This is a genomic window from Pseudomonas sp. R43(2017), assembly GCF_002112345.1.
In the GTDB taxonomy this organism is placed as follows: Bacteria; Pseudomonadota; Gammaproteobacteria; order Pseudomonadales; family Pseudomonadaceae; genus Aquipseudomonas; species Aquipseudomonas kribbensis.
The window spans coordinates 448,742-462,468 of record NZ_NEHJ01000002.1; the positions used below are offsets into that span (position 1 = coordinate 448,742).

A 13,727-nucleotide genomic window follows, 5' to 3' on the forward strand; every position below is an offset into this window, starting at 1 on the left:
TATGGGATATTCCAATCGAGTACGTTTGAGCAATTAGATTACGGATGATGGGTATGTGATAAAGGAAGCTGCTTATCTCAGTATTCCGTCCCCTGCACCACGCTCTAGCTGGTGAAGGCTTACTTCACTTTCATCACTCACTATTAATATACGTACCCACTATAACAGCCACATCCTAATGCCTCTTTGATTGGCGGCTCTTAACTCGCCTGTGCAACCCAATCAATATGGAATCGGGTATTTTCAAGCAATCTCTCCTGCTGTGTGCGTCACCGCATAGCTGTCAGCGGATGGTACCCAAAAGCTGCTATCACCGAGTTCCACATCGAATCCAGCCACTTCATGGAACGTAGCTTGGCGATAGACAAGCGCTTTGCGGTTCGCCCGCCGAATTCCGTGAAAATACGCAAGTCCTTTCACTATCCACTTCGCATCAAAGGCCTCGATCTCATGGCGGCATTTGAATAGGTCGATCAGCTCTCTTTCTGCCTTTTCGTGCTTGGCGGTCTTCAACCAGCGTTCGTTCGGGCGTGGATCAAGTTTCAGGTTGTGAACCTTGTTGAGAAAGTTGATAAAACCCGTCACGGCGGCTACCTGACCGGGCGACTGCCGCCAAAACGCTTCAAGAACACGCTGATCGGGAAGCTCGCCGCGGGCGAGCTTCGCATGGTTCAAAAAATTCACGGCCGCACGAACTGACAACCGAACAGAACGTAGCTTGATGTCATGCAGACCCTGTTTGGCGATCAATGAGTGGTGATACTTGGCCAACACGTCCCTGGCCCAGTGCCCCGATACCTGAGAAAGTAGCTCATCGAGCCGTCGCTGCTCCGAATGAGCCTCGCGAACAGTGGCACTGGCATGGACTCCCTGAGTTTCTCTCAACCACCGCATCGGCACTTCGGCCCTACGCAATCCTCCGGCATGAAAGTGCTCAAGTAACGCTTCATAGGTTGGAATGTGCCCCCACAGGGCGTCCACCTGGCTGAAGAAGTCAAAATAGACGTGCACCCTGGCCGCGGCCTTTTTTACCTCCATCTCGCGCTGAAGCCATTCCCCAAAGCTCACAAACAGCGGGCCCATCACCGGCGATCTGAAACCTTGTCGATCGATCGCCAAACGACTCGTCAGCGTACGACGCCAATAGCAGTCCTCACACTCATGACCTCGGCCCGCTGCCATCTGATCACCGCAGGTGCCACAAGCCCTCGTACCTTCATCACTGCACGGCTTGCACAGCTTCCCCCCTCGCGCACTCTCCAGCAGAACCCTATGCCGCCGGCAACTGGGACAGGTGGATGCGGACCTACTGCAAGCCGGGCAGGTCAGTAAATCTGTTTGTTGGCTGCGAGCCAAACGTTGGGAGAGCTTTCCACAAACCTCGCACGGTGCAGGCTCCCGAAAATATGGTGCACATGACTTGCAGACCGGTCCGTACTGAGACATCAAACCAATTTTGAATTCGGCTTTCTCACATCGCACACAGGGACGATTACGCGCGCAGCCAGCGCATCTAGCCGCCAGGTCAAATACAGGTAGCCGGCCAAAGTTTCCACAACCGGAGCACATGCGACGCTTGAACAAACGTGGATAACAGGTCGCGCAATAGCGCTTGCCGTCATGAACTTTCTTCGCCTTGATCATCGCCTTGCCGCAATCACTGCAGGCCGTATTGGAATTTGCCCCATCAGAGACCATTTCGTTTCATCCTTCTCGTCAGTCGCAGCCACATGCGTAACACCTCCAACTGCGCGCGAGGGTGATCTAAGTCCCGCTGTTTTGATCGATGCGAGGAGTGGATTTTCAACGCACCGGCCATGCGCATCAAGATATCAGGAGCTCCGCGAGCAGGAATATGGAGGGCGGAAACAGGCAAAGACACTCGAGAAGCTTCAGACATGAAGCGTTCTGGACCTGCGACCATCATCGCCCAAGCTCCCGCGAGCAGCATCGCACGCTCAGGTCGTGCCAAGTACTCGAAAGGGAGACCGAGCAATGCAGGTTTTAGTGATGCCGTATCCACACCTAGACACTCACACAGTTGCAGTATCGATTCTGACCTCTGCCGAGCTGCAACCTGCAACAGACTGACCATCGCACGAGCAACCCGCATCCACTGCGTAAAGTCCAGAGTGACATCTCCGAACCGACCCGGGGCGGTGATCATCTGATCAGCGTACTGCTGAATGGCAAGAGCCCCTGCCAAGGGGGCGACTCGAGCGCATGCACCTAGCTCGGCGCCGCAGGCATGGCATTGTTGGAGAAAGTTCCCAGCCTGCAGCAGGCCAGGCTGCAAAGGAGCGCCACATTGGTGGCAACAGTCAATCAGACTGACCTGATGGATTTGGCAGCATGTGTGCCAGGCCAATCGCCATTGAATTCGGTAGTAAGGATTGCCCTGAGTGAAACACTCCGGGCAACACTGAAGACCACCGGCATGAAACCTGTTGCGACATCCTAATACAAGCACCCATGTCCAGACACCAGGTTGCTCCATGTGGCCACCAAGGAGCAGTTGTGCCGCTTGCCGTAATGTAGAAAGCTGCAATTCGGAGGCAGGAATGCCAACATATGCAGAGAGCTTCTCCAGCCTACTCAGCTCACTCCCACGATCAAAGTCTTGAGTCCAGATACGTAGGGTTGGCCATACCACCGCAGCCAAGCAAGTGGGTGAGCAGCCGTGGGCCAGTGCGACACGCACCAGCCACGACGAAAGCAGCTCATCTGGCATCAGTGGTTGAGAAAGTGGCCATACGGGCGCTAGCCCATGAGCTCCCGGATGCCACGCGTAGGACGAAGCCACGATTTGCTCTCGATCAATTCTCTGTCTATATGCTCCTTACCCGAGACAATTGCCTCCTTTGCACACTCGACCAACAGTCGATGAACATCGCCTGTATTCCCACCTGAAATTGAATGAATCAACTGCGCCTTATCAGCCTTAAACAACTCGGAAGGCCGCTTAAGTGGCAGAACGGCTTCGAAGGCCTTCAGCAATCGCTGAAAGTCAGCGTTCAGCTTCCACAGATCCAACTTGACCACATCAAAGCGACTGGCGTGCTGGGCATCGTGGTGCAGTACTCGAACGGCATCTGGCGTACCTACGCCGATAACAGGTATCGCCAGCTCGTTGCACAGTGCCTTTATGGCATTCATGACTTCCCTTTGCTTGATGGCTGAGCCAGTCAAAAGCGAATGGATTTCGTCGATGATCAGCATACGCACGTTCAGTTCGCGAAAGGAATGGAAGACCTGGTAGCGCAACGAAACTTTGGAGTCCGTCGTGCGATACGGCATCCACAGACGATCCAACAGAGCAATGTACAAGTCCTTTTCATCGGCAGATGGCGGTGCCTCGGCCAAGATCACGGGACGTACGGGATCTGCGTTTTCATTAACGTACCCCTCGCCGTGGGTCTTCATGAACTGTCTGACGATAGTGGTCTTGCCGTTGTTCGAATCACCCACAATCAGCAGGTTTTGCATGCGCGGCCGCTTGGGCATATCGAACAAGCAACCAAGGTTTTCCAGAATGCTGTGAGCGGCCTCGTAGCCAATCCAACGAGGTTCGCCCATGAACAAGATACGCTCCCGATCAGATAGTTGAAGTACCGGTCTGAAATCCGGCAGAAGATGCGCGTACTCATTCATGAAATGTCACCAATCAAATCAACGTCATCGAGCAACAGCCCCTCCGCCGGCGCGGGAATATCCGCAACGACCTGGGCAACAGACCTTTTGGGGGACGCGGGAGTGACGTTTTTCCCATGAACCCGGATCTTCTGAGCATCCCGGCGCGCCTTTTTGGTCATTAGAGATGCGTTATTCACCAGCTCGCGGTTTTCCAGTATGAGCCTGGATATCGTTGCCTCGTCGACATTCTCTCGGCCTTCGTCCACCGCTTTCTTCTTCGCCGCCCTGAACTCCCAGACTGTCGCAGCGGGGAAAGCCTGATTGGCTACCGGCACACGGAAATACTGTTTCAGTAGCGGGTCGTAAAACCAAATGACACTGATATCACGCGGATCACGGCGGAAAACGAACTTTCTGGCGAGACCGGTCTCTGGGTCAGTCGTGTTGATCCAGTGCCGCAATGCCTCGGAGTAGTAGAAGACATCGATCTGCACACCATAGGTTTGTACTGTGCGATGGAAGGACGGCAGAAAGTCCAGCTGTACCGTTAGCGCATCGTCCGGACGTGGTGGGACGCTGACAAGTGGATCAAGCTCACGGTTACCAAAGAAGCCCAACTGCCACTTTCGAGCAGGGCTCATGTAAATGGACGAGTGGGGGCTTTGATGGTAACGAAGGATGGCCCGTACTAACCATTTCTCAAATTCACCCATCGTCAGAGTAGCGTTCTTGTCAGAATCGTACCCATCTCTGTCGTTCGTGTTGCTGAACGTCGTGCCAGGCAGCTCATGCAGCATGCGCATGAACGTTCCAAGCAACCGTTCAATATGCCCACCGTACTTGGGCACCTTGACTGGCCGGAACACGTTCTCGATGTTGTAATTGGAACAGGAGCGACGAACGTTTTCCGCACGAAAGTCTGGCCCATTGTCGGAGTGGATAACTCGCGGAAAACCCCAAACTGGCCACTCACCCTCTACATGGTGAATATTCAGCCAATCCTCCTTGGGCAATACCGAGTGCGCAATGCACATGCCCACCGAAATTTCCGAAGGCTCTTCAAGCGCCAAGTAATACCCAACAATCATTCGAGAATGCACGTCAATTGCGACAGTCAGCCACAGGCGGCCAATTGGCTTGCGGTGAAGGTCATCAACGACGATCAGGTCAATAGGGGTATGGTCGATTTGGACTACCGCCAGCGGGTAATCAGCACCTGGAAACTTGCCCACAGACGGTGTATAGCGATTTCGGGCTTGGTCCGCAAAACCGCGCTTTCTGAGGATCTGCTTTTCGGGGATTTTGGCAATTCGAGCCCGGATTGCCGAAGCACTAGGAGGAGCCACCCCTTGAGCCTTTGCACGCATTTCCACTTCTGCAATTGTTGACTGGATGGAAGGTCTTTGCGACTTGAGGTAATGCTCATCAATGACGTCTTGAATGATCTTTTCCGCTTCAATGGTCAACCTTGATGCCCCCGATCTCCACCCGCGTTTACGGGGAACCAAAGCCAAGATCTCGTTCCAGCTCTGGTAACGCTCTAGCCATCGGTAAAGCGTCGCTGTATCGACTCCAACTTCTTTTGCCCTTTCCTCTACATTGCACCTTGGGTTGATCGTTTCCTTGATCAGTGGGCTGATAGCAGAAAAGCGCTTCTGGGCGATGGCCCAGTCATCTGAATTGATGGTGGCGATGTCATGATTCACATAAAGCCCATCCACCTTCTCCTGTTCGACGGCTCGAAGCTCTGCAACGCGCAGTGAAGCACTCACGCCGGTCTCGACCTCTACCCCGATGACCGTATCGAAGCCCAGAATTTGGAGAATCCGGTAAATGCTTTTGTCACGACGCACCATGGCCCCAACTTCGATGGAGACTCGCGACCTGGATGGCTCGAACGGGATCAGATGCTCATCGGTATCGACTTCGTAAATGTTCATAGTTCAGGTATCCACAACTCTAGAAACTGATCGAGAGGCTCCGTGATGTCGCAAGCGACTCGGCCCGTTGCAACGAGGTGCCACAAAAGAGAGACGCCCCTGTCGCGATAAATGCCGTTGAAGTGCCGTGCTAATAAATAGTGAACGGGCGAGATCTCGGTTTCGCGCAGGGTGTTGAGCACCATTTCGATATCTTCGCGATCAAAAGCCATTCGTTCGAAGCGTTCGAGAAAAATGATGTTGTCCAGAGGTAAACCACGGATCCTGGACTCGTCATAGATGCTGAAACTCCAGCCCTGTTCGCGCGCATAACGCCGAGCAGCCTTCCACTTCCGGGACCACGCTCGCCAGTGCTCGCGCCAGAGGTACTCCGGCTTCACCTCGACCAGCATTGGTTTGATGTAGTCCACGTGGCTGCGTCCAGCTTGTTGGTAGTAGACCAAGAAGTCCGGTGTGTAAGTCTGCGGTCGACCATGTGGATCGATGAAGTCGATTCTTACCGGCTGAGCAACTACTGATGACACTCGATGGGAAAACCTCATCCGCTTGAGGAAATCCCTTTCAAGCAAGGATTCAAACGGAACACCGCCGGCCCCTCGAAAAGGTAGAAAACCAGAGACACTGCGTCTCGTTGGTTTGATACGTCTGACCTGTTTAGGTTGGTCGCAGCTATTTGTAGTCATTTTCAATCCCGTCGCATTTATTTCGTTTTTTTTCGCAACAATTTCAACTGAGACCAACGGCGTTCCTTGGCCTCTAGCCTAGCTCTTTCGCAGCTATTTCAAAAGCCGACAGCAGCTCAAAACCGCAACCCGGCGAAATCACTCTCGCCCATCACGGTGTGCTGTTTCTCGATGAACTGCCGGAGTTTGATCGCAAGGTGCTGGAGGTTCTGCGCGAACCGCTGGAATCCGGCTGCATCGTGATTGCCCGAGCCAAGGAACGGGTGCGGTTTCCCGCGAGGTTCCAGTTGGTGGCGGCGATGAATCCCTGTCCCTGTGGATACCTTGGGGAGCCAAGCGGCAAGTGTTCCTGTACGCCGGACATGGTGCAGCGCTATCGCAACAAGCTCTCGGGGCCGCTGCTGGACCGGATCGACTTGCACCTGACGGTGGCGCGAGAGGCCACAGCGTTGAACCCAGCGGTGAAACCGGGAGAGGACAGTGCCAGTGCGGCGGCGTTGGTCGCCGAAGCCCGCGAACGTCAGCAAAAGCGCCAGGGCTGCGCCAATGCGTTTCTCGATTTGCCGGGGCTGAAGAGGCACTGCAAGTTATCCACAGCCGATGAAACCTGGCTGGAGACGGCGTGTGAAAGGCTGACGTTGTCGCTGCGCTCGGCGCATCGGTTGCTCAAGGTGGCGCGGACGCTGGCAGATCTGGAAACGTGCGCGGATATCAGACGCGAGCACCTGGCCGAAGCATTGCAGTATCGGCCGGCGACTCAGTAGGTGCCGAGTTTTTGGAGAGCCCAAATGCAAACAGGCTCGCTCTCACAGGACCAACACAGATCCTTTGGGAGCGAGCCTGCTCGCGATAGCTTTTTCAGAGATGCATCAGCGGAAGCGATCAACCTCGGAACGCAAATCCGCCGCCAGCTTCTCCAGCTCTTTAGCGGTTACCGCCAGATTGGAGACCACCTCACGCTGCTCGCTGTTGGCCATCGCGATGCTCTGAAGATTGCTGCTCAACAGCGTCGCGGTGCTGCTCTGCTCCTGAGTCGCGGTGGTGATCGCGGCGAACTGCTGACCCGCCGAGCGGCTCTGCTCATCGATCCGCGCCAGCGCCGAAGCGACATTGGCGTTACGCGACAGGCCTTCCTGCATCAGCACGTTGCCCTGTTCCATAGTGCTGATGGCGTTGCCGGTTTCCTGCTGGATGCTGTGGATCATCCCGGAGATTTCGTCAGTCGCCTGACGGGTGCGCGACGCCAGGTTGCGCACTTCATCGGCCACCACGGCAAAGCCACGACCTTGCTCGCCGGCACGGGCCGCTTCGATGGCCGCGTTGAGCGCCAGCAGGTTGGTCTGTTCGGCAATCGAGGTGATCACGCTGACGATGCCGCCGATTTCCTGAGAGCGCTGACCAAGGGTGTTGATCACGGTTGCCGTGGTGTTCAGCGCGCCGGCAATCTGCTCCAGCGAGGACGATGCCTCTTCCATCGAGCTGCGGCCGATCTGGGTCTGCTGCGCGTTTTCCTGGGCCAGACGCTGGGTGTTGCCCATGTTGTCGGCAATGTTCAACGAAGTGGCGGAAAACTCTTCAACCGCACCGGCCATGCTGGTGATTTCGCCGGACTGCTGCTCCATGCCTTCATAGGCGCCACCGGACAGACCGGACAGCGCCTGCGCACGGCTGTTGACCTCCTCCGAAGCGCGGCGGATGTGCTCGACCATGGTCGACAGCGCCTGACTCATCTGGTTAAACGCACGGGCCAACTGGCCGATTTCATCGTTGCTCGACACATTTAGGCGCACGCTCAGATCGCCGGCACCCAAGGCTTCGGCCTGACGCACCAGATCACCCAGCGGTTGCAGTTTGCTGCGCAGCAGCCACACCGCCGAACCGACCGCGATCAGCATCGCCAGCAGGCTGCCGATGGCCAACTGGAAGCCAACGCTCCAGGTCACTTCGCGGATCTCGGACTTCGGCATGCTCGCCACCACCGACCACGGTCCACCTTCGAACGGCACGGCGATGCTGTAGAAATCCTCGGACGTATCACTCCAGAACCGGCCCTTGCCCGGCGCTTTCGCCAGACCGTTGACCACGGGCACCGCTTGATCCGGCGCCTGCACGCCAGCCGGCGCGACCAGCCATTTGCTCTGTTCGTCCAGCAGCGCCAGGGAACCGCTCTGGCCGATGCGGAAGCGCTTGAGGTTGTCGAACTGGGCGTTCTGCGCGTCGGTGTAATCGAATCCGACGAACAACACCGCGATCACCTTGCCGCTGCTGTCACGCACCGGGGTGTACTGAGTCATGTAGGAACGATCGAACAGCAGCGCACGACCGACGTAGCCCTGCCCCGCCATCAACTTTGCGTAGGCCGGGTGCGCGTGATCGAGCAAAGTGCCGATGGCGCGGCTGCCGTCCTGTTTGGTCAGCGAGGTACTGACCCGCACGAAGTCTTCGCCGCTGCGCACGAACAGCGTGGCAACGCCCGCCGTCATCTGCTTGAACTCGTCGACTTCCTTGAAGTTGTTGTTCAACACTTCGCTGCCCAGGTGCAGGCCCGGGGTCTGGGTGCCTGCCACGCTGACCGGCTCGTCCGGGTGAATGCTCAGGCCCGCGCTGAAGCGCTTCTCGAACAGCCCGCTCAGGCGCTGGGTGCTTTCACGCAGCGTGCCGTGGAAGGTGCTCAACTGGTCGGCGAGCAGACGGGCCTCGCTGGCCAGGTGTTCTTCACGGGTGGCGAGGTTGGCGGTGTCCAGCGAACGCAGGGCGAACACCGTACTGCCACTGATGACAACCGCCAGTATCACGGCGAGCGCAAGGCCCAGCTGCGAGGCGATCCGGGCGCGAGGTTGAGACATGGACAGCTCCTGGCCGAGTCTGCGGATCCTCCCTGATCGCGGCTCGGAAAAATTCTAATAATGGGGGTGATGCGCAGAACCGGCACGACGGTTCCACTTGGACGTATTCGGCGGTGAAAGCGAATACTTGAGCGCACAGCAGGGTTATGGCCTGGGGCCGGCATTGTGGCGGCTCGAACGTTTCAGCTCAAGCGCGCGACCACCGGCAGTTCCATCGCCCGAACTTCGCCCTGAAGGAAATCACTGAGCCGGCGCAAACGTTCACCTCCCGGACGGGTCTTTGGCCACACCAGGTAGTAATTCAGGCCGCTGGCGACCGCCGTCGGCCACGGCAGACTCAAACGTCCTTGCGCCACATCCTCGGCCACCATCAGCAGATCGCCCATGGACACGCCATACCCCCGGGCGGCCGCGATCATCCCCAGTTCCAGGGTATCGAACACCTGTCCGCCCTTGAGTGATACCTGATCCGACAACCCCATGTGCTCCAGCCAACTGCGCCAGTCGCGACGATCCGGTGTCGGGTGCAGCAATTCGGTGGAGGCCAGTCGTGCCACATCCCAGGGCTGGTCATTGAGCAGGTTGGGCGCACCTACCGGGATCAGCTCTTCCGGGAACAACAGGCTGGCCTCCCAGTCCGGCGGAAAATGCCCGTCGCTGAGCAGCACCGCGCAATCAAAAGGCTCGTTGTTGAAGTCCACCGAGTCCACGTCCATCCAGGCACTGGTCAGCTGCACTTCATTACCCGGCTGCAAATGGCGGAAGCGACTGAGCCGCGCCAACAACCAGCGCATGGTCAGGGTCGACGGGGCTTTCATGCGCAGGATGTCATCTTCGGCGCGCAAGGTATTGCAGGCCCGCTCAAGCGCCGCAAAGCCTTCACGGATGCCCGGCAACAGCAGGCGCGCCGACTCGGTCAGTTGCAGGTTGCGTCCGCTGCGGTGGAACAGCCGACAGGCGAAGTGCTCTTCGAGCGTGCGGATGTGCCGGCTCACCGCACTTTGAGTGATCGACAACTCTTCGGCGGCGCGGGTGAACGAACTGTGCCGCGCCGCAGCTTCGAATGCACGCAGGGCATACAAGGGTGGAAGACGACGGGACATGCACAGCGCTCCAATGGCGGGATTGCGCCAACTTAGCAGAATCGCGGCTGGATGAGTTTTAATCATGCCACCCATCCTTTTTATCCCTTTGTGCAACCCGCGCCAAACCTTGAGAATCGACGGTCTCTTGCTCCCTCTTTTATAAGGATGTGAAACCATGCAGCGTCCTGTGCGTACCGAACTCTGGGCCATCCTGCGGCTGGCGGGGCCGTTGATCGCCTCGCAGTTGGCGCACATGCTGATGGTGCTGACCGACACCCTGATGATGGCCCGCCTCAGCCCCGAAGCGCTGGCCGGTGGCGGTCTGGGCGCGGCCAGCTATTCGTTTGTGTCGATCTTCTGCATCGGCGTGATCGCAGCGGTCGGCACCCTGGTGGCGATCCGTCAGGGTGCCGGCGACATTATCGGCGCCGCCAGACTGACCCAGGCCGGACTCTGGCTGGCGTGGCTGATGGCGCTGGGCGCCGGGTTGCTGCTGTGGAATCTCAAACCGGTGCTGTTGCTGTTCGGCCAGACCGAGACCAACGTCAACGCTGCCGGACAATTTCTGATCGCCCTGCCGTTTGCCCTGCCCGGCTACCTGAGCTTCATGGCCCTGCGCGGTTTCACCAGTGCCATCGGCCGGGCGACGCCGGTGATGGTCATCAGCCTCGCCGGCACGGTGGCCAACTTCCTGCTCAATTACGCGTTGATCACCGGCATGTTCGGCCTGCCGAAACTGGGGCTGACCGGTATCGGTCTGGTTACCGCGATTGTGGCCAACTGCATGGCGCTGGGGCTGGCATGGCATATCCGTCGGCATCCGGCCTACGACGCTTATCCGCTGCGCGAGGGCCTGTCGCGGCCGAACCGGCAGTACCTGAAAGAATTGTGGCGCCTGGGCCTGCCGATTGGCGGCACCTACGCGGTGGAAGTCGGACTGTTCGCCTTCGCGGCGCTGTGCATGGGCACCATGGGCAGCACCCAACTGGCGGCGCACCAGATCGCCCTGCAAATTGTTTCGGTGGCATTCATGGTCCCGGCGGGGATGTCGTATGCGATCACCATGCGCGTCGGCCAGCATTACGGCGCCGGGCAATTGAACGATGCGCGAATGTCCGGGCGAGTCGGAATCGTCTTCGGTGCAGTGGTGATGCTGGGGTTTGCGATGGTGTTCTGGCTGTTGCCGAACCAGTTGGTCGGTTTGTTCCTCGACCATAACGACCCGGCGTTTGCCGAGGTGATTCGTCTGGCCGTGAGCCTGCTGGCGGTGGCGGCGTGGTTCGAGCTGTTCGACGGTACGCAGACGATTGCCATGGGCTGCATCCGCGGACTCAAGGATGCCAAGACCACCTTCCTGGTCGGGCTCGGTTGCTACTGGCTGATCGGCGCGCCGGCGGCGTGGCTGATGGCGTTCCATCTGCACTGGGGGCCGACCGGTGTCTGGTGGGGGCTGGCGCTGGGCCTGGCCTGCGCAGCGATCAGCCTGACGCTGGCGTTCGAATGGAAGATGAAGCGGATGATTCGGCTGGAGCCGCAATCTCGAGGATTCAAGATCGCTCAGGCCGAGTGAGTTTCCCTGTGGGAGCGAGCTTGCTCGCGATGAGGGTGTGTCAGTGACCAATAAGTCGACTGTTACTCCGCCATCGCGAGCAAGCTCGCTCCCACAGGGATTTGAGGCTAAACCACAATACCCAACGGAGGCTGGCTGGCGTCAGCAATCAGATAGTCAACCAGCTCCGCCAACGGCAACGGCTTGCTGATCAGGTAACCCTGTACCTGATCGCAGCCGAATCCGCGCAACAGATCCAGTTGCTCCCGGGTTTCCACCCCTTCGGCCACCACTTCCAGGTGCAGGTTGTGCGCGAGGTTGATCATCGCGTGCACCAGTTTGCGGTTTTCTTCGCGCTGCTCCATGCCGCCAACGAAGCTCTTGTCGATCTTCAGCAAGGTGATCGGCAGACTGTTGAGGTGCACGAACGACGAAAACCCGGTGCCGAAATCATCCAGCGAAAAGCGCACGCCGAGGCGACCGAGGGCGTCCATGGTCTGTTTGACCAGGTCGCTGCGGCGCATCACGGCGGTTTCGGTGAGTTCGAACTCCAGCCACTGCGCCTCGACCCCACGCTCGGCGATCAGACGGCTGAGCGTCGGCAGCAACTGGCTGTCCTGAAACTGGCGGAACGACAGGTTGATCGCCATGTGCAGCGCTGGCAATCCGCGTTCGCGCAATGCCTGCATGTCGCGCAGGGCCCGGGAAATCACCCAGTACCCCAGCGGCACGATCAGACCGCTCTGCTCGGCCAGCGGCACGAATTCGCTTGGCGGCAACAGGCCGCGTTCGCTGTGACGCCAGCGCACCAGGGCTTCGAGGCCGACGATCTGACCGTCCTGCATGTCCAGGCGTGGCTGGTAATGCAGCTCCAGTTCGTCGCGGCGCAACGCCCGGCGCAGTTCGCTTTCGAGGTCGGCGATGCTGCGAGCGTTGCGGTTGATTCGTTCGTTGAAGATGTGAAAGGTGCAGCCCTGCGTGCTCTTGGCCTGCTGCATGGCGATGTGCGCATGCCACATCAGCGGATCGGCGCCACCCTGGGCGCGGGCGTGTGCAATACCCAGACTGGAGCCGATCAGCAGGCTTTCACCGTCGATCCAGTAAGGCTCGGCCAAGGCTTCGGTGATGCGCTCGGCCATCCATTCGGCCCGTTGCGGGGCGCGGCGGGTGTCGATCAGCAGGGCAAATTCATCGCTGCCCAGGCGCGCCAGTTGATCGCCGGCCTCCAGCTGGCTTTTCAGCCGGGCGACCACTTGCAGGATCAATCGGTCGCCGGCCTGATGGCCGAGGGCGTCGTTGGCGTAGCGGAAGTTGTCGAGATCGAGGTGCCCGAGGGCCAGCCCGCGACCGTCATTTTCGGCAAGACGCGCGGTCAGCAAAGTCTGGAAGCCCTGACGGTTGGCGATGCCGGTCAAGGGATCCTGTTCGGCCAGGCGTTGCAGGGTGTTTTCCAGCACGCCGCGTTCGCGCACGTGACGCAGGCAACGCCGCAGCATGCCGGCATCGAGGGCATCGAACACCAGCCAGTCGCTGACGCCATCGGGGGCGGTCGCCGGTTCGTGCTCCAGCAGCAACACGGTCGGCAGGCTACAACGGCCGGGGGCCGGCTGCAGGGCGGGAACGGTCAACAACACCGCATGGCGGTTGTCTTCGAACAGACTGCTGACCGACTCCCAGCTCGGCGCGCTGATCAGCACCGCCGCGCTCCCCAACGGAGCCAGACACTCGCGCAATAACGCTGTCCACGCTGGCTCTTCGGCCAGTAGCAGCAAACGCAAGGGTTCGACAGGCGTAGTCAAGCTGACTCCCTAGACTCTGCAATGATGTGGGCGGCGGGCATTATGCCGTTCTGCCAACCAATGACCAAATGACAACGGTTATCAAAACGTTATTTTGTGTCACGAATGAGAACATTAGCCGCAAAATCACCGCGCATCCTGCGTGAAAGTATCAAAACCGGCAAATTTGAATCGCGTGGTGCGTCACAAGTC

General features: G+C 58.5%; 9 protein-coding genes and 1 pseudogene. 2 read left to right on the forward strand and 8 right to left on the reverse strand.

Annotated elements, in window-relative coordinates:
- Positions 1–243: 243 nt before the first annotated feature.
- From CAG02_RS06660 to CAG02_RS06680, 5 genes are all read right to left on the reverse strand, one after another.
- The gene (locus CAG02_RS06660; protein WP_139831837.1) at positions 244–1,119 is read right to left on the reverse strand and encodes a hypothetical protein; all 876 of its coding nucleotides are present in this window, start codon (positions 1,117–1,119) and stop codon (positions 244–246) included.
- 568 nt (positions 1,120–1,687) lie between these two features.
- Positions 1,688–2,731, reverse strand: a complete 1,044-nt coding sequence (locus tag CAG02_RS30175; protein ID WP_085708903.1) for a TniQ family protein — start codon at positions 2,729–2,731, stop codon at positions 1,688–1,690.
- Positions 2,732–2,760: 29 nt separating this feature from the next.
- Positions 2,761–3,651, reverse strand: a complete 891-nt coding sequence (locus tag CAG02_RS06670) for a TniB family NTP-binding protein (protein ID WP_085708902.1) — start codon at positions 3,649–3,651, stop codon at positions 2,761–2,763.
- Positions 3,648–5,573 (reverse strand): Mu transposase C-terminal domain-containing protein, encoded by a 1,926-nt coding sequence (locus CAG02_RS06675; RefSeq protein WP_085708901.1) that lies wholly within the window; start codon positions 5,571–5,573, stop codon positions 3,648–3,650. The genes CAG02_RS06670 and CAG02_RS06675 overlap by 4 nt, the downstream gene beginning before the upstream one ends.
- Positions 5,570–6,115, reverse strand: a complete 546-nt coding sequence (locus CAG02_RS06680; RefSeq protein WP_085708900.1) for a TnsA endonuclease N-terminal domain-containing protein — start codon at positions 6,113–6,115, stop codon at positions 5,570–5,572. The genes CAG02_RS06675 and CAG02_RS06680 overlap by 4 nt, the downstream gene beginning before the upstream one ends.
- Positions 6,116–6,372: 257 nt before the next feature.
- On the opposite strand from CAG02_RS06680, the pseudogene CAG02_RS06685 reads away from it, so the two are divergent.
- Positions 6,373–7,020, forward strand: a pseudogene (locus CAG02_RS06685) (ATP-binding protein); the annotation flags it as partial.
- Positions 7,021–7,125: 105 nt separating this feature from the next.
- Here CAG02_RS06685 and CAG02_RS06690 read toward each other — a convergent pair.
- Positions 7,126–9,102 carry a methyl-accepting chemotaxis protein gene (locus CAG02_RS06690; RefSeq protein WP_085708899.1) on the reverse strand — a complete coding sequence of 659 codons (1,977 nt, stop codon included), beginning with the start codon at positions 9,100–9,102 and terminating at the stop codon, positions 7,126–7,128.
- Positions 9,103–9,284: 182 nt separating this feature from the next.
- Positions 9,285–10,205: a LysR substrate-binding domain-containing protein gene (locus tag CAG02_RS06695; protein WP_085708898.1), complete on the reverse strand. Its 921-nt coding sequence runs from the start codon at positions 10,203–10,205 to the stop codon at positions 9,285–9,287.
- Between the two features lie 157 nt (positions 10,206–10,362).
- Between CAG02_RS06695 and CAG02_RS06700 the strand changes: the two genes are divergently transcribed.
- A complete protein-coding gene (locus CAG02_RS06700) occupies positions 10,363–11,757 on the forward strand; it encodes a NorM family multidrug efflux MATE transporter (protein ID WP_085708897.1) in 1,395 nt (464 codons plus the stop codon).
- 107 nt (positions 11,758–11,864) lie between these two features.
- Here the strand turns inward: CAG02_RS06700 and CAG02_RS06705 are convergent, their stop codons facing one another.
- Positions 11,865–13,535 (reverse strand): bifunctional diguanylate cyclase/phosphodiesterase, encoded by a 1,671-nt coding sequence (locus CAG02_RS06705; RefSeq protein ID WP_085708896.1) that lies wholly within the window; start codon positions 13,533–13,535, stop codon positions 11,865–11,867.
- Positions 13,536–13,727: the final 192 nt, after the last annotated feature.

Bases quoted from the DNA above. Each gene is read 5' to 3' on its own strand.
- CAG02_RS30175 (WP_085708903.1), bottom strand. From the start codon at position 2,731: ATGCCAGATGAGCTGCTTTCGTCGTGGCTGGTGCGTGTCGCACTGGCC.
- CAG02_RS06670 (WP_085708902.1), bottom strand. From the start codon at position 3,651: ATGAATGAGTACGCGCATCTTCTGCCGGATTTCAGACCGGTACTTCAA.
- CAG02_RS06675 (WP_085708901.1), bottom strand. From the start codon at position 5,573: ATGAACATTTACGAAGTCGATACCGATGAGCATCTGATCCCGTTCGAG.
- CAG02_RS06680 (WP_085708900.1), bottom strand. From the start codon at position 6,115: ATGAGGTTTTCCCATCGAGTGTCATCAGTAGTTGCTCAGCCGGTAAGA.
- CAG02_RS06690 (WP_085708899.1), bottom strand. From the start codon at position 9,102: ATGTCTCAACCTCGCGCCCGGATCGCCTCGCAGCTGGGCCTTGCGCTC.
- CAG02_RS06695 (WP_085708898.1), bottom strand. From the start codon at position 10,205: ATGTCCCGTCGTCTTCCACCCTTGTATGCCCTGCGTGCATTCGAAGCT.
- CAG02_RS06700 (WP_085708897.1), top strand. From the start codon at position 10,363: ATGCAGCGTCCTGTGCGTACCGAACTCTGGGCCATCCTGCGGCTGGCG.